Origin of the sequence: uncultured Chryseobacterium sp. (assembly GCF_913776365.1) — a bacterium.
Lineage (GTDB): Bacteria > Bacteroidota > Bacteroidia > Flavobacteriales > Weeksellaceae > Chryseobacterium.
Genome location: NZ_CAJYMO010000320.1, coordinates 1 through 20,668 on the forward strand (window position 1 = coordinate 1; position 20,668 = coordinate 20,668).

General features: G+C 42.2%; 21 protein-coding genes. 11 read left to right on the top strand and 10 right to left on the bottom strand.

All coding sequences use genetic code 11. The features are described 5' to 3' along the window. On the bottom strand, positions 1-583 hold a 583-nt coding region (locus QZ735_RS17425; protein WP_294251172.1), incomplete at its 3' end, for a hypothetical protein. Continuing rightward, on the bottom strand, positions 567-1,733 hold the full coding sequence (locus tag QZ735_RS17430) for a hypothetical protein (protein ID WP_294251174.1): 1,167 nt from the start codon (positions 1,731-1,733) through the stop codon (positions 567-569). The genes QZ735_RS17430 and QZ735_RS17425, both read right to left, overlap by 17 nt. Before the next feature lie 184 nt (positions 1,734-1,917). Here QZ735_RS17430 and QZ735_RS17435 point away from each other — a divergent pair, with 184 nt between their 5' ends. Then, entirely contained in the window at positions 1,918-2,187 is a 270-nt protein-coding gene (locus tag QZ735_RS17435; RefSeq protein WP_294251176.1) for a hypothetical protein, read from the top strand. A 135-nt stretch (positions 2,188-2,322) separates the two neighbouring features. Here QZ735_RS17435 and QZ735_RS17440 read toward each other — a convergent pair whose 3' ends face one another. The 3 genes from QZ735_RS17440 to QZ735_RS17450 form a co-directional block, all read right to left on the bottom strand. Continuing rightward, positions 2,323-3,096 (bottom strand): RNA methyltransferase, encoded by a 774-nt coding sequence (locus QZ735_RS17440; protein ID WP_294251179.1) that lies wholly within the window; start codon positions 3,094-3,096, stop codon positions 2,323-2,325. Between the two features lie 91 nt (positions 3,097-3,187). After that, positions 3,188-4,696 carry a DNA recombination protein RmuC gene (gene rmuC / locus QZ735_RS17445; RefSeq protein ID WP_294251182.1) on the bottom strand — a complete coding sequence of 503 codons (1,509 nt, stop codon included), beginning with the start codon at positions 4,694-4,696 and terminating at the stop codon, positions 3,188-3,190. A 4-nt stretch (positions 4,697-4,700) separates the two neighbouring features. Then, a complete protein-coding gene (locus QZ735_RS17450) occupies positions 4,701-5,588 on the bottom strand; it encodes a DUF4062 domain-containing protein (RefSeq protein ID WP_294251184.1) in 888 nt (295 codons plus the stop codon). A gap of 439 nt (positions 5,589-6,027) precedes the next feature. Here QZ735_RS17450 and QZ735_RS17455 point away from each other — a divergent pair, with 439 nt between their 5' ends. Then, positions 6,028-6,687, top strand: a complete 660-nt coding sequence (locus QZ735_RS17455; protein WP_294251186.1) for an SGNH/GDSL hydrolase family protein — start codon at positions 6,028-6,030, stop codon at positions 6,685-6,687. Positions 6,688-6,983: 296 nt separating this feature from the next. Here QZ735_RS17455 and QZ735_RS17460 read toward each other — a convergent pair whose 3' ends face one another. The 3 genes from QZ735_RS17460 to QZ735_RS17470 form a co-directional block, all read right to left on the bottom strand. Then, entirely contained in the window at positions 6,984-7,109 is a 126-nt protein-coding gene (locus QZ735_RS17460) for a hypothetical protein (RefSeq protein WP_294251189.1), read from the bottom strand. 3 nt (positions 7,110-7,112) lie between these two features. Further along, positions 7,113-8,291 (bottom strand): nicotinate phosphoribosyltransferase, encoded by a 1,179-nt coding sequence (gene pncB / locus QZ735_RS17465; RefSeq protein ID WP_294251192.1) that lies wholly within the window; start codon positions 8,289-8,291, stop codon positions 7,113-7,115. A gap of 95 nt (positions 8,292-8,386) precedes the next feature. Then, positions 8,387-8,863 carry a Dps family protein gene (locus QZ735_RS17470; RefSeq protein ID WP_294251195.1) on the bottom strand — a complete coding sequence of 159 codons (477 nt, stop codon included), beginning with the start codon at positions 8,861-8,863 and terminating at the stop codon, positions 8,387-8,389. A 181-nt stretch (positions 8,864-9,044) separates the two neighbouring features. On the opposite strand from QZ735_RS17470, the gene QZ735_RS17475 reads away from it, so the two are divergent. The 9 genes from QZ735_RS17475 to QZ735_RS17515 all read left to right on the top strand — a co-directional run bounded on the left by QZ735_RS17475 (position 9,045) and on the right by QZ735_RS17515 (position 16,448). Continuing rightward, on the top strand, positions 9,045-10,562 hold the full coding sequence (locus QZ735_RS17475) for a hypothetical protein (RefSeq protein WP_294251198.1): 1,518 nt from the start codon (positions 9,045-9,047) through the stop codon (positions 10,560-10,562). Between the two features lie 111 nt (positions 10,563-10,673). After that, positions 10,674-11,087: a 30S ribosomal protein S12 gene (gene rpsL, locus QZ735_RS17480; protein ID WP_002983146.1), complete on the top strand. Its 414-nt coding sequence runs from the start codon at positions 10,674-10,676 to the stop codon at positions 11,085-11,087. Between the two features lie 23 nt (positions 11,088-11,110). Further along, positions 11,111-11,587: a 30S ribosomal protein S7 gene (gene rpsG / locus QZ735_RS17485; protein WP_294251205.1), complete on the top strand. Its 477-nt coding sequence runs from the start codon at positions 11,111-11,113 to the stop codon at positions 11,585-11,587. Between the two features lie 6 nt (positions 11,588-11,593). Further along, complete coding sequence (fusA, locus tag QZ735_RS17490) at positions 11,594-13,711, top strand: elongation factor G (protein ID WP_294251207.1); 2,118 nt, start codon at positions 11,594-11,596, stop codon at positions 13,709-13,711. Positions 13,712-13,729: 18 nt separating this feature from the next. Beyond that, positions 13,730-14,035: a 30S ribosomal protein S10 gene (gene rpsJ / locus QZ735_RS17495; RefSeq protein ID WP_002661363.1), complete on the top strand. Its 306-nt coding sequence runs from the start codon at positions 13,730-13,732 to the stop codon at positions 14,033-14,035. Positions 14,036-14,177: 142 nt separating this feature from the next. Beyond that, the gene (locus QZ735_RS17500) at positions 14,178-15,020 is read left to right on the top strand and encodes a GLPGLI family protein (RefSeq protein ID WP_294251208.1); all 843 of its coding nucleotides are present in this window, start codon (positions 14,178-14,180) and stop codon (positions 15,018-15,020) included. Between the two features lie 33 nt (positions 15,021-15,053). Continuing rightward, complete coding sequence (locus QZ735_RS17505; RefSeq protein ID WP_294251211.1) at positions 15,054-15,320, top strand: hypothetical protein; 267 nt, start codon at positions 15,054-15,056, stop codon at positions 15,318-15,320. Between the two features lie 14 nt (positions 15,321-15,334). Continuing rightward, positions 15,335-15,886 (top strand): GLPGLI family protein, encoded by a 552-nt coding sequence (locus tag QZ735_RS17510; RefSeq protein WP_294251214.1) that lies wholly within the window; start codon positions 15,335-15,337, stop codon positions 15,884-15,886. A gap of 61 nt (positions 15,887-15,947) precedes the next feature. Further along, positions 15,948-16,448, top strand: coding sequence for a low affinity iron permease family protein (locus QZ735_RS17515; protein WP_294251217.1), 501 nt, complete (start codon positions 15,948-15,950; stop codon positions 16,446-16,448). 18 nt (positions 16,449-16,466) lie between these two features. Here QZ735_RS17515 and QZ735_RS17520 read toward each other — a convergent pair whose 3' ends face one another. Together QZ735_RS17520 and QZ735_RS17525 are read right to left on the bottom strand one after the other, a co-directional pair. Continuing rightward, positions 16,467-19,181: a hypothetical protein gene (locus QZ735_RS17520; protein WP_294251222.1), complete on the bottom strand. Its 2,715-nt coding sequence runs from the start codon at positions 19,179-19,181 to the stop codon at positions 16,467-16,469. A 200-nt stretch (positions 19,182-19,381) separates the two neighbouring features. Beyond that, complete coding sequence (locus tag QZ735_RS17525) at positions 19,382-20,536, bottom strand: hypothetical protein (protein ID WP_294251225.1); 1,155 nt, start codon at positions 20,534-20,536, stop codon at positions 19,382-19,384. Positions 20,537-20,668: the final 132 nt, after the last annotated feature.

Sequence of the window (20,668 nt, forward strand, 5' to 3'; positions counted from 1 at the left end):
ACCTGGTAACACCCACTGCCGTACTGTCCTTTTTCAGCAGAGGATTGGAATAAAAATTCAGGAAGAAGAACCTGAATTCTTTATTGGTATTAGGGGTTGAGACCAGGATGTACTGTGCATTTTTTTCAAAAGATCCCAAAGACCTGTTCTTACCGTCAAAATACTCTACATTGAACTTGGTAAAATCCAGCGTATCTGTATTCTGAATATCTTTATAAACTTCCAGGTTGTTGACTTTGGCACTTTTTACCTTCAGGCTGTCCAGTTCCCGGAACAGGTTTTTGAATGTGAGGCTGTCGGGCTTATGGAAATAGCTCTGCATCTGGGAATAGATAAGCGTGTCGATCTCCGTGTTTTTATTACCGGAAAGATATAATGTGGAAAGATCCAGCAGCTCCTGGACTTTCTGTCGGGTAATGAAGTTGATGGCCTGTGCACTGTCCATCTGGATGGCAGGATAGGTTTTGGTGTTGGTGCTGTTCCTGAGCTTATCCAGATCGCTCACTTCTGTTTTTTTATTATTGCAGGCTACAAAGGCGAGAAGCACCAGGGTAAACAGTAAAAAATTATTTATTCTTTTCATCTGCGGTTGCGATTTTAAATTTGATAGAGATGATCTTTCCGTTGGTGTCTTTTTTCATTTCGATGACACTCAGGTTTTTAAGAGAAGTAGTAGGCGTAGTCACCAGGGTAATGTATTTCTGCTTATCCAGCCTTTCGATCCCGTAAATGTTATTGTCATAGATCTGGTAGATAACCGCCTTATTGCTGATCAGGCTTTCCAGCTGGTTTCTTTTCCTTTTCAGTTCTTCGGGATCGCCATTGGCCTCCTTGATGGAGAAATAGTAGGCTGCCATTTTGTAATCATCCGGTTTCAGCTCTATGGTTTCCTCGTCCGGCGCATTTTCCAGGCTGCGGTTTACTTCCAGGTACTCATAGAAAGGAGAGCTGATCTGCATCCTGACGTTTTTATCTTTGGTAGAATAATAAAAGCATTCCCCGGGTTTGATCTTATACAGGATAGGAGATTCATTTTCCTTGATCACCTTGATCTCGAGGGTATTCACAACACCGGCGCCTCTGTCGGCATCTGTAAAGCAATAGGTATAGGTCTTGGAGAAAATAACGTCTTTGAAACCCAGCAAGCCTGTAAGGATGACCAGAACAGCCGTTAGCAGTGCCCAGGCATTTTTTCTGAAGAAACTTTTTTCAGATGAAACCGGAGGAAATTCCGGTATTTTTACTGATGCCTGATTTGGTGTAATATTTTGATTTTCAGTATCTGATTTTTGTAAATCAGTGTTTTCAGCTGTTGTTTCCTCTGATTTGATGGGATATGTTTCTTTCTCCGCGGCTTCAGGAAGGACTTTTGCCGTTGCCTCGGGCTCCTTTGTATCCTGTTCCTGTAATTCTTCATCATCCTTAAGAAGTTCGCCGGCAAAAAGATGCTGCTTCTTAAACTCATACCATGAATCATATCCCGCATAGCTGCTCAGCAGATTGAGCATATCAATTCTCGGAAGCTTTGTTACGGGAGCGTTCTTAAAATAGGTATAAAAAGATTTTTCGCTGATATTCCCTTTGGCCTTTTTCCGCAGGTCTTCCTGGAAATAGATGATATCGATACCCTTCCATTTCGATATATCATCAAAGGAAGGGGTATATTCTTTCAGATATTGAGCCTGTACCTCCTTTTTCAGCTGCTCAAAATGTAATAGATCTAAGTCCGTCAATTTATTATAAAATAAGTAAATTATTGATAATCAGTTGTGTTTAATTGTAAAACGATTTTACAAAGGTATTACAATTATTTTTCCTAAACAAATTTTCTATCTGCTCTACCTTTGTCTTGTTCAAATAACGGAACAGAGAAAAAGTTTTATAAAACAATATTAACAAAATTAAATTTAATTTATTATGAAAAAGTCATTATTCGTAGCTGCTATCGCTGCAATCTCTTTAGTTGCTTGTAAAAAAGGTGAAACTACTTCTACAGATGCTTCTAAAGATTCAGTAGCTGCTACTGCTGATTCTGCTACTGCTGCTATCGATTCTACTGCTACTGCTGCTACAGATTCTATCAAAGCTAACGCTGAAGCTACTAAAGATTCAGTTAAAGCTGACGCTAACGTAGCTAAAGAAGAAGTTAAAGCTGAAGAGAAAAAAGAAGAAGCTGCTAAGAAATAATTCTGGCGCACGCTAAAATAAAAGAACCGTTCACAATGTGAGCGGTTTTTTTGTGCTTTCCATAGCAGGGATCCGATGCATTTTCCTCAGAAAGAAAAAGATTCTGTTGATTTGGTACCGGTTCCGGATTTCGTATTATGGGCGCGTTTTCTTCTGTCGCAATGCTTCATAGCAGGTGATGGCTACAGCGTTGCTCAGGTTCAGCGAATCGATGCTGCCGGCCATCGGAATCAGGGTATTTCTTCCTTTACCGGTCCAGAAACCGCTTAAGCCCGAATGCTCGGTACCGAACAGGACCGCTGATTTTTCCGTAAAGTCCCTACAGTATAGATCTTCCGCCGTTTCGTCCATAATCGTTGTGTAGATGCTGAAGCCGTTTTGCTGAAGAAAATCAAGGGTTTCTTTATTTTCCGCCTGGAATACCTTCATGCCGAACAGGCAGCCGACACTTGAACGAATTACATTCGGATTGTAAAAATCCGTTTTACCGTCTGAAACAATCAGTGCATCGATACCGAAAGCTTCACAGCTTCTCAGAATCGCTCCCAGGTTACCCGGTTTTTCAACACCTTCCACAATAATAACAGTGGAATTGTTTTCAGGCTTGAATGAAGAAAGCGATGTTTCTCTTGTTTTATAAATCCCGATAATCCCTTCGGAGCTACCGCGGTAGGCTATTTTTTCATATACTTTCTCATTTACATGATGGATTTTTCCTTCAGGAATTTCTGTTCCCAGGATGTTTTCGCAGATAAAAAATTCTACCGGTTCGAAACCGAATGCCTGTGCCCGATTGTTTTCCTGTTGCCCTTCCACTACAAACACCTCCGATTTTTTGCGGAACCGGTTATCGGTAAGAAGCCGGGTGATGTATTTTATTTTTTCGTTCTGAAAGCTTTCTATGACCATGCTGCAAAATTATGTAAAAATCCTGTAAGTGCCTGAAACCGGCTCCGGGATAAATAAAACCCTGCACAAAAGCAGGGCTGTTCTGTTGACATCAGGATTGTTCTTCAGTAAAATCCAGTGAGATACGGGAATTTTCCACTAAGCTCGGCGGAAGGTCCTTTTTGTTTTTAATTCCCAGGGATTTAAGCTTCTGGGTCTGGATGATCAGGTTGTCGTTTCCGGTAGAGAGCTGCTTGTAAGCTTCGTTATAGACATTCTTGGCCTGGTCCAGATTTTTTCCCACTTTCTCCAGGTTTTCGATGAATCCTACGAATTTATCATACAGCCTCGCACCCCGGTCTGCAATTTCTATGGAGTTGCGGTTCTGGTATTCCCGTTTCCAGAGGTCGGCAATCAGTTTCAGAGAGGTGATGAGATTGCTGGGATTCAGCAACAGGATCCTGCGGTCATAAGCAAAGTTCCAGAGATTCTGGTCTGCCTGCATGGCTGCAATATAAGCCGGTTCGCTCGGGATGAACATCATAACGAAGTCCAGGGATTTTCCATAATCGTCATACGCCTTCTGGCTCAGCTGGTTGATGTGGTTCTTGATGGATGAAAGGTGCTGGTTCAGCTTCATGAGGTATATTTCCTGATCCGTTTCGTCCACCAGATCGGTGAAGGCAGTCAGTGAAACTTTGGAATCGATGATCACGTTCCGTTCGTCAGGGTATTTTACCACAGCATCGGGGCGCATTTTTTTGCCTGAGAATTCTGAAAAGAGCGCTTTGTTGTCTTCATCCCGCAGTTCGTGTTCCAGGAAATATTCCCGGCCCTTTACGAGGCCTGATTTTTCCAGGATGCTTTCCAGGATCATCTCACCCCAGTTGCCCTGTGTCTTACTTTCCCCTTTCAGGGCCCGCGTCAGTTTCTTGGCATCTTCGGAAATCTGCTGGTTCAGTTCTGCCAGTTCCTTTACTTTTTCAGCCAGGGAGAAACGTTCTTTATTTTCTTTTTCGTAGGCCTCATTCACGCGGTTTTTCAGTTCGCTGATCTTTTCCTGGAAGGGATCCAGGATATTTTTCAGGTTCAGCTGGTTCAGGGTGGTGAACTTTTCCGTCTTCTCTTCCAGGATCCTGCTGGCAAGATTTTCAAATTGTATCTTCGATTCTTCCTGGATTTTTGTAATCTCCTGTTTCTGGTTCTCCAATGACTGCTGCAAACTTTCATTGACTGCGGAAAGTTCTGCGTTTTTAGCATACAATTGCTGCTTTTCAGCCAGCAGGCTTTCGTTCTGCAGCGTCTGCTTTGAATACAGCTGTTTCTGTTCCTGTAGCTGGCTGCTTACAGAAGCGTACTCAGCAGAGACCCTGGAAAATTCGTTTTTCAGGTCATTCAGCAGATCCGATTGCTGGAGATGGCTTTCTTTTTCTTTTTGCAGATTCAGGGAAAGTTCCTGGATCTTCTGGAGAAAGTTCTGCAGGTCTGCATTGTTTTTAATATAACGGCTGTTCAGCTCATCATAAGAGCTTCTCATTACCATGGATGATTTCAGCGCGAAATAGGCGATCAATGTACCGAGGATTGCTCCGGCAATGCATCCGATTAATAAGTAAATCATTGTTTCAGTTATTTTCTTCCATTAAGGTCCTCAGATAAAATTTATGTCCGTCGTCCGTAAAGGTGTACAGCCCGTCGGTAAGTTTTAAAATCTTAAAATTTCTGAGCTTAATGAGATTGTTTCTCGTTATCCTGTCGATGGGCTTCACGCTTCCGGACAGCTTCTGGCCATATTTTACCATATAGGTAAGTAAAGTACTGCCGTCATCATCTATATATTCAGATTCGGAGCTTTCCTTCTGCAGCAGGCTTCTCAGCATATCATAATGCAATCCGTTGTAGAGGATATCCGGTTTTACGGATTTTCTGAGCTCATTATTTTCCTTACGCAGTTTTACCACTTCCGCGGTCAGAAGTCCCAGGTTTACCATCTGATCTCCTCTGATCCAGCCCGGAATTTCATTCGAATGGCTGAATTCTGACAAAACTTTATAGATCGTCAGCTGAATGTCTTTATAATCATTGCAGAATTCCACTCTTCTTGAAAGAATAAGGTTTTTAAATTCCTGTAGCTTTTCAGGGTGCTCTTCTCCGCTTGTACGGATTCCCTTTTCTGAAGGGTGGGTTTTCTTACCGCTTACATCTGCATTCAGCACAATGGTAAAAAGAGGCTTATTGCTTGCAATAGCGTACTCATACTCAAGCCGGATGTAGCTTTTTCCGCTTACAGGGTCTATGCTGCCATACCTTTCTCCGACGATCAGCAAATATACATCACTTTCATCAATCCATCTCCGTATAATGGCGGCCTGGCATTCATCATGTACGGAAAGATGCTGTATTCCGGCCGGAATATTTCCGGAAGAAAGAATAGCTTCAACGGCAGCACGGCGCTCTTCTATCAGATCTAAATAAGTTGAAGACAGATAGACCTGCAATTTTTTACCTTTCATTTTTTACAATAAAAAAGCAAAAGTAAATTCTTTTTGTCGAAAACCCTATATGGGCATTGACCGAATTCCTGCATTTCCTTATGTGCTGCTTTGCTTTATTGAACTGCAGGCAGAAAAGGACTGCATCTTGTTTTTCAACGGCTGATTCAACAGATCGCCGGCAGTTTCTGCCAGTGTAATCCCAGCTACCTGACAGCCTGCTGCCGCAGGACTTTTATCCGGCTGAACATTTTACTGCCCGGGCATTGTCTTAACTGCGGCATGTTTTTATTCCTGTCTGATCCGGCGGCTGCAGCGATGAAATATTTTTTCTTATCCGGTATCAAAATTATAACACAGAAGGCTGATTATTTTACGGGAAACCATAATTTGCCGGTGGTATCCGGAGGCTGGGTTCTTTCCCTGTTATTTCATATATTTAAAGTACAAATAAAATAATATGAAATTTTTAAGTCTTACTGCCTTTGTATTGTCCGCTTTTTTATCAGGGCAGGATTTTGCCAATTACGCAAAATATGAGAAGCAGAATCAGGAAATCTTGTCAAAAAATAACAGGCCGGCTTCCGTTCTGATGGGGGATTCCATTACAGAGGGCTGGTTTTCAAGCGATCCCGGGTTTTTTAAAAAAAATAATTTTGTCGGGAGAGGCATCAGCGGGCAGGTAACATCGCAGATGCTTCTGCGATTCAGGGAAGATGTCATTAAATTAAAGCCGAAACAGGTTATTATCCTTGCGGGAACCAATGACATTGCAGAAAACCAGGGGCCGATTTCTCTGGATAAGGTATTCGGGAATATTGTGTCGATGGCGGAGCTGGCAAAGGCTAATCACATCAGGGTGGTCTTATGCTCAGTTCTTCCGGCTTACGATTTCGGCTGGAGAAAAGACATGAAGCCTGCTGAAAAGGTTATCCTGCTCAATAAAATGATTGAAGCCTATGCAAAAAAGAACAATATTCCTTATGTAGACTATCATTCCGCAATGAAAGATTCCCGGAACGGACTTGATAAAATCTATACTGAAGATGAAATTCATCCTACCGCAAAAGGATATGAAAAAATGGAAACCATACTGATGAAAAAATTAGGTACAAGCTGATGCCGGTTTTTCTTTTCAGGCATAGCAGGCAGCAGACGGTATACTGATATTCTTCCTGATGCCAGGACTTTTGCATTTTTCAGTTCATTAGGGCATCATAGAAGATGTAAGGGCAGAATATCCTGCAGCCCGCTTCGGTGTATGGTAATCTTATCCGTTTTGAGAACCATTTTTCAGGCGGTTGCTTACAAAGCTTGTGTCCGGATCAATGAAAAAAAACCTTACAGAAAGCTGTAAGGTTTTATTCTATTTCAGGAAATCCTCTCTGAAATGCGGATATGAAATTTTTACTGCAATTATTTACGATCCCCTGCTTTTACTGCAGAAATTCCCGGTTTTCCCGGTGCTACGTCTTTTGCTTTTACGGCTATGCAGGAGGTCAGCAGGCTGCAGGCAATGAACAGGACTATTGCTTTCTTCATTATCTATTCTTTGATCCTTAAAAATTCCTTGGCCAGTTCGATCATTTTTGGATCGCCGGTGTATTTGCCGTGTTCATCGGAAAGCTTTACCGTAGGAATCCACTCCCGGTTCGGTGCCTGTACCCCGATCAGCTTCATCACGATATTCATCGGCTTCAGGCCGACATCATTGGTAAGGTTGGTGCCGATGCCGAAGGAGATGCCGATTTTTCCTCTGCAATAATTGGTGATTTCCTCTACTTTTTCAAGGTTCAGGGCATCTGAAAAAATGATATATTTGAACAGGGGATTGATGCCGTGTTTCTGATAGTGGGCAATGGTTTTGTCTGCAAATTCCAGCGGATCTCCGCTGTCATGGCGCACACCGTCGAAAAGTTTGGCAAATTTCTTATCGAACTGCTGGAAAAAGACATCGGTAGTATAAGTATCTGAGAGGGCCACTCCAAGATCTCCACGGTAGACATCTACCCAATGTTCCAGCGCCAGGTCGTTGGCCATTTTGAAGCCATACTCCGCAGCATGGAACATAAACCATTCGTGGGCATGGGTCCCGATCGGCTTTACGCCGTACTTCATAGCAAAATGAACATTGGAGCTTCCGATAAAGGTGGAATCGTTTTTCCGGGTCAGTGCTTCCATTACCAGGTTCTGGACTTTGTAGGAGTGTCTTCTGCGGGTCCCGAATTCTGCAAAAGTAACCCCGAGTTCCCCTAGTGCATCTGCCTTTTCAACAGTCCTGTCCATAACGACTTCATTGGAATCCCTTTCCATGTGGTTCATCTCATAATGAAGTTCACTGATCAGGGCGAGTAGAGGAACTTCCCAAAGAATAGTCCTGTACCAGAGTCCTTCAACTATAACGGAAAGTTCGGTTCCTTCCTGGCGGATTTTTACTTCGGAAGGGTCATAATGATAGCCTTCCAGGAAATCAAGGTAGGGAAGATCGATGTAAGGACAGGTCCTGGCCATAAATTTCTTTTCTTCTTTTGTCAGCCTGAGCTCTGCCATCTTATTAACGGCCTCTTTCAGTGCGGTATCAAACCCTTCCGGAAACTGGTGTTTGCCCCGGTTGATGAATTCATACTTTACAATGGAATTGGGGAAGAGTTTAACCACAGCGTTCTGCATGGTTATTTTATAGAAATCATTATCCAGGATAGAGTTCAGTCGGATGTCTTGCATGATTGTGTAATTTATACGCAAATATAAGTATTAAAAATAAAATCACCTAAAAATAAGGTGATTTTTTATTGTTTTCCTGAATCATTAAATTCAAGTTATTTACCCAGGTATGAATTGTACATCCATACCTCTTTTTCCTGTTCGGTGATATAGTCGCTCATCTGGGAGTTGGTACCTTCATCTCCTGCAGCGTCGGTGATATCCAGCAATTCCCTCTGCAGGTCAATCACAACTTTGAATGAGTTCAGTATGATCTCCACGCTTTTTGTACCGTCTGCCACTTCCTGGCTTTCCCGGATGGTTGCCACCTTCAGATAATCCGAATAATTATGGGCAGGCGTAGAACCTAATGTAAGAATTCTTTCTGCAATTTCATCAATTTTCAGGACAAGGCTATTGTAAAGTTCTTCAAACTTAGGATGCAGGGTAAAGAACTGGTCCCCTTTGATATTCCAGTGCGAGCCTCTTGTATTCTGGTAAAAAACGGAATAATTGGCAAGCAGGACATTCAGTTTTTCAGCGATTTTCAGGCAATCGGCTTCCTGAAGCCCTATGATATTTGCATTTTTCATTATATAAAAGTTTATTATTATACTTACAGACTGAAGTAAATATTATGCCGAAAATATGGTTTCATCATTGATGATACTTATCTTTGGAATTTTTAGAATTCATTGACTTATGAAGATATCTTCAGATACCGGTATAAAAAGCCTTCTGATTTCGGTAATGGTTTTTTGTACAGTTTGTATAATGTATTACCTGATATCGGTTTCAAAAACGGATGGGCATTACGTCTATCTTATAGACGATGCCTATATCCATTTGGCTATGGCGAAAAATATAGCGCTCCATGAGGTCTGGGGAATTACAAGGTATCGTTTCTCTTCTACATCCTCATCGCCTCTTTTTACCAGCCTTCTGGGCTTACTGATCAGGATCTTCGGAAATGACGACCGGATTTCCCTGTATGTGAATTTTTTTTCCGGTATGGGAACCGTTTACTTTCTGCACCGGTATTTTAAAGATATTTTCCGGAAGAGCAGGGATATTGTTCTATCCGTGCTTTTTACGCTTTTTATTTCTGTAATGCATCTCCAGTTGTTATCCGGGATGGAGCATGTTCTGCATGTGTTTCTCTTTGTGGTCAGTATTTTCTGTCTCAGCCGCCTGCCTGATAAACCTGCTGTCTTCGGTTTCTATGTTTCTCTTCTGCTGATGGGACTGGTACGCTTTGAAAGCATGTTTTACTTTATTGTCCTGGCTTTTCTCTTTGTGCTTCTTCAACGGTGGAAGGAAGCAGGCTGCATTTTGCTGACGGGCTTTATTCCGGTAGCTATTTTCTGTTACTTTAATTACAGTCATGACGGTTATCTCTTTCCTAATTCTGTAGTGGTGAAAGGAACAACCTTATCATTTGATGCGGAATTTTTCCATCAGATGAAATCCATCCTGCTGGATAATTTACTGCTGAATATAAGTTTTTATAAAATCGGATTCTTCCCGCTGCTGATCAGCCTGATCATCGTCATCAGGGATTTCAGGAAGAAAACCTTCCGGAATGCAGTTCAGGATAATATGCTTATAATTGCTGTTTCCCTCCTTATGATTTTGCATTCCATGTTTGCTGATCTCAAAGGGCTTTTCCGGTATGAGGCTTATCTGCTCACCGGTTTTTCAATGGCTCTGATTCCCAGACTGAAACCGCTATTTGAGAATACCTTATACTTTATCCGGAAAGATAAGCTGATCGCCTTCTTGGTGCTGATGAATATTGTCCTGCTTTTTTACAAATGTTCTATTGCGCACCCTATGATATGCAATGGCGGGAAAAGCATACGGGAACAGCAGATTCAGTCAGCAAGATTTCTGCATACTTATTATAATGAATCAAAAGTTGTGGCAAACGATATCGGTGCTATTACGTATTATACTGATATCTGTGTTCTGGACATCGCCGGTCTTGCTTCTGTAGAAACCATTCCGTTCAACCGGAACAGGCGTCCGGTAGATGATGCCTACGAAAATTTTCTTACACAATATACTGCAGATAACGGTTATGACATTGCCATCATCTATGATAGCTGGCTTCAGGGCCATATTCCCGGGAACTGGAAGAAGGCTGCCGTGCTGAAAATAGAAAATCCGGCAACGGTAGCACAGGATGAGGTTTCGGTATATTCCATTCAGCAAGGCAATTACCGGAAGCTTAAAGAAAATATAAGAAATTTCAGATGGAATAAAAATGTCCGGGTAACAATTATGGATTAAACAGGTGATGTTGTGTGAATTCATTTTTAATTTAAAAGATAATTTCTGCATAACTGCTTGTTAATTAAAAAAATATTATTATTTTTGCACCCTAAAATAAAAAGCAATTAAATGCCTACTATTCAACAATTAGTAAGAAAAGGAAGAGCCACGCTTGCCAAGAAGAGCAAATCGGCTGCCCTTGATTCTTGTCCACAAAGACGCGGGGTATGTACGAGAGTATATACTACCACCCCTAAGAAACCTAACTCTGCACTGAGAAAAGTAGCAAGGGTAAGACTTTCTAACGGGAAAGAAGTCAACGCCTACATCCCGGGCGAAGGACATAATCTTCAGGAGCACTCGATAGTATTGGTGAGAGGCGGAAGGGTGAAAGACCTACCGGGAGTACGTTACCACATCGTAAGAGGTGCATTAGACACTGCAGGTGTAAATGGAAGAACACAGAGAAGATCCAAGTACGGAGCTAAGAGACCTAAACCAGGTCAGGCAGCTGCTGCACCAGCAAAAGGAAAGAAAAAGTAATCATTAAATAAGGTACAGAAACAATGAGAAAGACAAAAGCGAAAAAAAGACCGTTGTTACCAGATCCAAAATTTAATGATCAGCTGGTAACAAGATTTGTAAACAACCTGATGCTTGACGGTAAGAAGTCAATCGCATTCAAAATATTCTATGATGCACTGGATATCGTAGAAACGAAGAAAGGAGACAGCGAGAAGACTGCTCTTGAAATCTGGAAAGATGCATTAACCAATGTTATGCCTCACGTAGAAGTACGTTCCAGAAGAGTAGGTGGAGCTAACTTCCAGATCCCTATGCCGATCAGAGCCGACAGAAAAATTTCTATGGCAATGAAATGGTTAATTCTTTATTCTAAAAAGAGAAACGATAAGTCAATGGCTTTGAAATTGGCTAATGAAGTAGTGGCCGCTTCAAGAGAAGAAGGTGCTGCTTACAAAAAGAAATCCGATACTCATAAAATGGCGGAAGCGAATAAGGCTTTCTCACACTTCAAATTCTAATCTGAAATGGGAAGAGATCTTAAATTTACAAGAAATATTGGTATTGCTGCTCACATTGATGCAGGGAAAACCACTACCACGGAAAGGATTTTGTTCTATACAGGGGTAAACCACAAAATTGGAGAGGTTCACGATGGTGCTTCTACAATGGACTGGATGGAGCAGGAAGCAGAAAGAGGAATTACCATTACCTCTGCTGCCACCACTTGTTCATGGAACTTTCCGACAGATCAGGGAAAACCTGTTGCTGAAACCAAGCCTTACCACTTCAACATCATCGATACACCGGGACACGTTGACTTCACTGTAGAAGTAAACAGGTCTTTGAGAGTATTGGACGGACTGGTATTCCTTTTCTCTGCCGTAGACGGTGTAGAGCCTCAGTCTGAAACCAACTGGAGACTTGCTGACAACTACAAAGTGGCAAGAATGGGATTCGTAAACAAAATGGACAGACAAGGTGCTGACTTCTTGAACGTTGTAAAACAAGTAAAAGAAATGTTAGGATCCAACGCCGTTCCAATCGTTTTACCTATCGGTTCCGAAGAAGACTTCAAAGGAGTTGTAGACTTAATTAAAAACAGAGCGATCATCTGGGATGAAGCAGGACAGGGAGCTACTTTTGAAGTGGTGCCTATTCCTGAAGACATGAAGGATGAAGTACTGGAATACAGAGAAAAATTAGTAGAAGCTGTTTCTGAGTATGACGAAACTTTGATGGAGAAATTCTTCGAAGATCCGGATTCAATTACAGAAGAAGAAATCAATGCTGCATTGAGAGCTGCTACAATCGATCTTTCTATTATCCCAATGACTTGTGGTTCTTCATTCAAGAATAAAGGAGTACAGTTTATGCTGGATGCGGTATGTAAATACCTTCCTTCTCCACTGGATAAAGACGATATCAAAGGTACTGACCCTAGAACTGACGCTGAAATTACAAGAAAGCCGTCTGTAGACGAGCCTTTCTCTGCATTGGCATTTAAGATTGCTACCGACCCGTTCGTGGGAAGACTGGCTTTCTTCAGAGCATATTCCGGAAGACTGGATGCAGGTTCTTACATCCTGAATACCCGTTCAGGAGACAAAGAAAGAATCTCCAGAATCTACCAGATGCACGCTAACAAGCAGAATCCTGTAGAATATATTGAAGCAGGAGATATCGGTGCTGCAGTAGGATTCAAATCCATCAAAACAGGTGATACGATGTGTGACGAGAAAAACCCGATCGTTCTTGAATCGATGGTTTTCCCTGATCCGGTAATCGGTATCGCTGTAGAACCTAAAACAAAAGCTGACCAGGATAAAATGGGTAATGCTTTAGCTAAACTTGCTGAAGAAGATCCTACCTTCACCGTAAGAACCGACGAAGCTTCAGGACAAACAATTATCTCCGGTATGGGTGAGCTTCACCTGGATATCATTGTTGACCGTATGAAGAGAGAGTTCAAGGTTGAAGTAAACCAGGGACAGCCTCAGGTAGAGTACAAAGAAAACTTAACCAAAGTTGCCCAGCACAGAGAAGTTTACAAAAAACAATCCGGTGGTAAAGGTAAATTTGCGGATATCGTATTTGAACTGGGACCTGCAGACGAAGGTAAAATCGGCCTGGAGTTCATCAATGAGATCAAAGGAGGTAACGTTCCTAGAGAATTCGTTCCTGCTATTGAAAAAGGCTTTAAAGCTGCAATGAAGAACGGTCCTCTGGCTGGTTTCGAAGTTGAAGGAATTAAAGTTATTCTTAAAGACGGATCTTTCCACGCGGTGGATTCTGATGCCCTTTCTTTCGAAATGGCAGCTAAATTAGGATTCAAAGAAGCGGGACGTGCTGCCAAGCCGGTAATTATGGAGCCTATTATGAAACTGGAAGTTGTAACTCCGGAAGAATATATGGGTAACATCATCGGTGACCTTAACAAGAGGAGAGGTACCATCAGCGGTCAGGAGGAAAAGAACGGAGCTGTAGTAATCAAAGGTTCGGTTCCACTTTCTGAAATGTTCGGATATGTTACAACGCTGAGAACACTTTCATCAGGAAGAGCTACTTCTTCTATGGAATTAGAGAAGTATCAGGCTACCCCTCAAAACGTTGCTGAAGATATCATTGCCAAAGCAAAAGGTTAATTTTTTAAAGTACAAGAAATGTCACAAAGAATCAGAATAAAACTAAAATCTTACGATTACAACTTGGTAGACAAGTCTGCTGAGAAGATCGTAAAAACGGTAAAGGCTACCGGTGCTGTGGTAAACGGACCGATTCCACTGCCAACCAACAAGAGAATCTTCACTGTGTTGAGGTCTCCGCACGTAAACAAGAAAGCAAGAGAGCAGTTCCAGTTGTCAGCTCACAAGAGACTGATGGACATCTACTCTTCTTCTTCAAAAACGGTGGATGCCCTGATGAAGCTAGAACTTCCTTCCGGTGTAGACGTGGAAATTAAAGTGTGATAACGAGCACTTAAGCCGTGATTATATAAATCCGTCCCTTTTTCAGGGACGGATTTTTTTATGCCGTTGCATACCTTTCTGATATGACTGTCCCGTATTGCCTGCTTCTGTTAAATGTATATATTTGTGAAAAATCATAATCATGAAAATATTCTCATTTATCTTCGCAGTGCTCTGCTGTTCATTGGAAGCGCAGACCCACCGCTTTATCTATGACGTGGTGTACCGTCCGGACTCCGCCTCTGCAGAGGTAAGGAAAACCAACTATCACCTGGACATCAATCCGGATGAAACCTATTATTATGAGCGGTCATATTTCGTAAGCGATTCGATTGAGAAGCTTTCCGGCCGCAGAACTTTCAGCGGAAAAATGAGCGACATTCTGAGCAAAAACAGGAAAAACAGTGAATATACCCTGTACAGTATGCAGAATTTCGACCTTTATAAACTCAAAGACCGGCCTGCCATTTCCTGGCAGATCAGTGAAGAATCAAAAACCTCTTCTTCGCTGAGAATGCAGAAAGCGACGGCGACATTCGGGGGAAGAAAATGGATAGCCTGGTTTTCCAGAGATTTCCCTTTTCAGGAAGGACCCTATAAATTCCATGGGTTGCCGGGCATGATCATTGAGCTGTATGATGATGGCGGGAATTTCCGTTTTACCCTGAACCGGTCACAGAATTTTACAGATACCCAGGAGATCAGTATTTTTAAAAACGGAAAAAACAGAGGCATTGAAATTCCTTACACCAAATACCGCGCTATGCTGCTGAGTCATTATCAGGACCCTATTAAATTTATAAACAGCGGACAAACGGAAATCAATGAAAATAACAAGCTGATACTGGATGACGGAAGGATCATCTATAAGCCCGAAGACCTGAGGACCTATGGAACAGAAGAACAGAAAAGGATAAAAAAGTACAATAACCCGATCGAACTTGACAAAGCAGTCCATTATCCCGAAATTAAAAAGAAGCCATAAAAACGTAATCCGGAAATTTATCACATTCCATACATGAAATACATTGTGATCATCATGCTGATGTTGAATGCATCTCTCGCAGCACAGACCCACCGCTTTATTTATGAATACGAATTTAAAACCGATTCAGCAGCTGCGGAAAAAAGAAAAGCCAGCATGGTACTGGACGTAAATCCCGAAGAGGTCAAGTTTTATAATTATGATTTCGTCATAACGGATTCCATTAACAAAACAAGAGGCGAGCACAACATCACACGGGACGACACCCCGGCTCTTACCAGAAAGAGGAATACTGCCTGAATATAAATTACAAAATGACACAGGTCATGTTCATCACCGAAACAAAAGATCCGGTCAGCTGGAAACTGCTGGAAGAAATTAAGATTGTGGAAGGACACCACCTGCAGAAAGCCGCGGCAGACTTCGGTGGCCGGCACTGGACAGCCTGGTTTGCAAAAGACATTGCTCTGAGTGAAGGTCCTTATAAATTCAGGGGATTGCCGGGAATGGTATTTGAAGTCTATGATGACCGGGACAACTTCAGATTTTTACTGGTCAAAAGCTACAGGCTCGTAAAAACATACGATACGCATTCTATTCTCGAAAACTTTACAGGACAGAGGCCGGTAAAAATTCCGGAAGCCAAGCTGGTGAAGATGATGCTCGATTATTATAATGATCCGCTGCATGAGTTCAGAGAACATATGAAAAAGAATACAAACCCCAATGCCCGTTTCAAAGTAATGGGCATCGAAGTAAAAGGTCCGGAACAGCTGAAAGTGCTTTCGGAAAAGATGCAGGACTCCATCAGGAAAAACAATAATCCCATAGAGCTGGATAAAGCGGTGCATTATCCGGTAAAGTAGTTTCCCTGCCTGAGGCTTGGCGGAGTTTTTGATGCTGTTCTCCTGCAAAAAATGAATAGTGATGGCAGCAAAGGACAAAAATATCTTTGAAAAATTTTCAAACTGGTCTACCAAATTTACCGGAAGTTCTTCCGCATTTATAGGAGCTACTTTAATCGTGATCCTCTGGGCCGCTTCCGGGCCGGTCTTTAAATATTCAGAAACCTGGCAGCTGGTCATCAATACAGGAACGACCATTATAACTTTCCTGATGGTATTCCTTATTCAGAAGGCCCAGAACAAAGACTCAAAAGCCATCCAGATCAAGCTGAATGAGCTTATCGCTGCCCATGAAAAGGCCAGCAACAGGATTGTGGATATTGAAGACCTTACCGAAAAGGAACTCGACCAGCTTCACAAATATTATGAGAAACTTGCCGACTTTGCCGAGGAAGATGAGGACATTCATGCTTCGCATTCCATTGATGCTGCCCAGCGGAATCAGGACCATAAGGATGAAATGTTCAGGAGAAGGCATGAGGAATGGCTGCAGGAACAGCATAACAAAAAAGGACCGAAGTAAATCAACCGGTCCCTTTCATTAGTTCATAAAGTAATTGAAATATGTGCAGCTTCCCAACAGGTTCTTTGCTGTTTCCGTATCGGCATACTGTTTCTTCAGAAGAGAGAAATATGTTCTGTACCGCTGGTTTTTTACCTGGTCCAGCTGTTTCCGGTAAGCTTCTTTCTTTTCTGCCCACTGAGGATCTGAATAGTCCGTGTTTGCCGGGTTTTCCGCTTCATACTGATAGTATTTTCCCTGTTCGGCACTGGCCATCTGGAACAGGATTCTGGCTTTCCGTTCCTTATCTGTGGAAAGATCGAATGCTTTTTTGTAATAGCTGATCGCAAGATCAAAATTATCCGGTTCAATATAGCTCCGGTCCGTAAAATTTTTATAATAATACCGGTACGGGTTTTTCTGTTCCGTGCTCCGGAAGTCATATTTACCACCGTTGGTATTGTCGGTATCCATCACAAAAAGCTGGCGGTAATATCCCAGGATCGAAGTATTGTACAGAAGATTCCCGATCAGTTGGTTGGCAGCCGCTGCTTTGCTGTCTTTCCCGGAACCGGTTCTTTTAAGCTGAATCAGAGCATCCGCCAGTTCCAGTTTATTCATCAAAGGTTGAATAGAAGGAAACTGTGAATAATCCTCTTTTATCATGGTTTCCCCGGCAGGGCTGCGGAAGCTTTCCCACCCATTGTGTCCGAAAACCAGGCTGGAAATATTGCTGAAGCCGTTGTATTCTCCGGATCCGTAGCGATGTGGGATTTCTTTGCGGGCAGTGCTGTCCCAGTCATAACTGGTCCTCGGAATTCCTGTAAAGTTCCCGGCTTTTGCATAATATGCTTTTGCCTTTTCAAAATCTGCCTGCCGCATGGCGCGGTCTCCGTAGATGACAGCGAAGAAAGCGTCAATATTCCCTACATCATCAATATTCCGGGCAATGATCTGTTGTTCAAACTTCGTTTTACCGGGCTTCCTGTAAAAATCTTCCACGCTCTTCACCAGACCCGAATTGGGATTGTACTGCAGGTCCGACAGTTTGTTATTCATCAGGAAGGACTTTCCGTCTTCACCCTGCAGGAAATAGCGATTGGCCAAAACGTCCTTCAGGAAATCTTTCGTGGAAGGCACTTCACCGTAATAATCATCTGCATCATCGGTGCTGTCTTTTTTTACTTCGGGCTGATCAGCAAAATACTCCGCATAATCGTTCATCAGATGGTCTTCATATTCTGCATCGATCTTCGGTCTTGAAACAATGTCGTTCAGGATCTTCATCCTTTTAATCTGTTCCTGATATTCCGGGTTGGCGGTGGTAATGGCATTTAAGATCTCAGTGCTGGCCTTGTAGTCTTTCTTTAAAAATTTCAGGTAAGCATCGGCAATCTGCCAGTATTCATCTTTGGATTTCCCTTTGGCTTTGTCAGTGAATTTCTCCAGTTCGTCCAGGAAATCTTTCGTCTGATCATCATACCCGTAATTGTTTTTGGTATATACCGGAATCCGGTTGGGGTTATCCAGCAATTCATCGTCATTCTGATCTGCTGTGCTTCCTGTAGAATCCTGATCTTTTTTGCTGCTGAACAGGTTTTTAAAAAACCTGACGATCTTCTGCCAGAATGAAAGCTCTTTTTCTTCCGGTTTCGCCGGCGCATCCTGCACCTGATCCGGGTTTTTACCTGATGCCGATACTGTATTCTGTCCAGAACCATTTCCTTCAGCATCCGTATAATAATAAATCGGAAGGTAGCTGCGCTCCAGTTCATTGATGCTTCTTACGGCCATGACTTTTAAGATCTCCGAATCCGGATTGATCTCAAACATCTTTTCCATTACCGGAACCGGGTTGTTGAAGTCTTCATAGCCCAGGAGAAAATAGGCCATGTTTTTATCTTCACCGGTCTGTGCCCTCTTCAGGATATTGTTGAAAGACGCTGTATCGGAAAGCTTCATCGATACGAAAGCTGATTCCTTGCGGCTCATGCTGTCCCTGAAAACCCGGAAGAAATTCCAGTTGGCTTCGCTGTTCATTCCTAGTCCGCGCTGGGCTCCTGCCAGCTGGTCCAGTGCCATTATATAAGGTGCTCCCTTCAGCCGGAGCGGTTCCACATAGTTTTTGAAAGCGCTCACGGCTTCATCATAATGCCGGGTATAATGGTTGAACCGGACCAGCTGGTATCCGTACCGCTGTTTAATTTCAGGGTTGCGTGCGGCATTATAGAGAGAGGTGAGTGCGGCAACCGTTTTACTGTAATCAAGCTGGGTCGCATTTTTTTCATTCTGCGGGCTGCCGTAAAAAAATGAATCCGGATTCTCTACGAAATTGATCCGCATATAAGGCTCAAGATACTTGGCTTCGATCAGGTAATCGATGCCTTCCCGGTATTTCTGATAAAATCCGGGGCCGGCCTTCATCAGCAGCTGATCCGAAGGGCTTCCTTTCTTAAGGGCATTGAGATCATTCATGCTGATCTTATTCACCAGGTAGCCGGTCTCCGCATAGGAAAACCGGTTGTTGAAAAATCTCCGCCAGGCTTCAATATTCTCATCAGGAATCTGTGACGGTTTGAAGTCCGTATAAAAACGGGAAGAATAGCTGTGCAGGAAAGGCAGATAAGACTTGTCCCGGATGATACTCTGGGTAAACAAATTGAAATATTCATAATCCGGATCGGACCATGCACAGGCTTCAGATGGGGTATAAAAAAGCGAGGCGGCGGCGAGTGAAAGGAGGTACTTTTTCATAGATGGCTTTTCGGTGTTTTGGATCTTTAAATTTAAATGAAATTTTTCTTTTTTAATAAACAAAAGCTTTCTTTATCTGAAATAATCCGGTCGCTGCCGGTTTGAATATATTATCATTCAACCTAAGAAGTTTTAAAAGCAGACCTCTTTAAACGCTTTCATATCCCAAAAGATACAGTTCTTCCACTTCACTTCCTAGCCTAAGAATCAGATAAGCCTGCAGATATAGCACCTGAAGCTTCTTCTTCAAAGGGTATGCTTTCAATAATTTCTTTTAAATCAGGGAGACCATAATATTTGTTTTTTATAATCATGCTTAGAATTTCAGGGTGTGCAGCCGTAATAGTATGTAAGACCGATCCTGTATTATGCCATGCCGTATTGCTGTTTAAAGGTCTGTATTTATAAAATGCAGGACTTTCTATCGCTGCAATATGGGCTACAATCTCAGCTTTTTCCTCGATACTGAATTTTCCGGAGGGCTCTGTCTCAAAAAGATCATTGTTTTCTTTAAACAGGTAATGTGCATAGGTGCCCAGGGCATAAATAAAACGGTCATCATCTTTTGTCGTATGTTGAGAGACATATTCAAGCAATCCCTTCCGGATCTGCAATTTGCCACGACAGTCTTTTGTGAAAAATAAGTCACCGATTTTTGCAGCACGCCAGATCTGACCGGAGCGGGTGTATTCTGTATATAATTCTTCCAGTACCTGCCGGTTAATTTTTTCTTCCGTGTCATATCCGTAGACGGTGACCAATTGCCCGAGAAATTTTTTATCGTTTGATAGCAGCCACGTCAAATCTGCTTTACTGTCATTGAATAAATATTTATTCCGGGAAACTATCGTGTTTATATTATTGAACCGTATTTTCGGTAAACCAGGGTCTTCTTCCCATTTTACTATTTTTACATCTCCCTGATTATTGCTGATCTGCTTTTCCAGGCCTGCAGTACCGGGGAAATTCTTTTTATAGTCTGTTATTTCCGGGATAGCAAATAACTCGGTAAGGAATTTTTTGTTTTTAATAAGGTAATAGGAAACCGGAGTCATACCGTCATCAGAATTTCTGTTATAGACCATTGATTTTGTACAGGCATCATTTCCTCCGATATACAAATATTGAGTAGCAAGTCTGAAATTAAGCTTCCTCCTGAAAATGGCAAAAACTTTTTTTTCAAATTCTTCCTCTGATGGAAAGCGGTAGCCTTTATTCTTTAATTCTGATTCTAAAACCGGGACCGAACAATTCAGGTCTGCTTCACTGTAAACATAGTTGGGATAATCCGTCTCACTTTTTTCGGCTGATGATCCTGCTTTTAATTGAGCAAGTAAACATGGTGGTGTTTCCATATGGATTGTGTTTGATTGAACATTCCTTTCGTTCTTTTGGCAGGAAATCAGAAAACACAGCGTTAAAGGGAATAGTATTTTTTTCATTATTGTAATCAATTTTTTCCTGAACTTGTCTAAATTCATAATGGG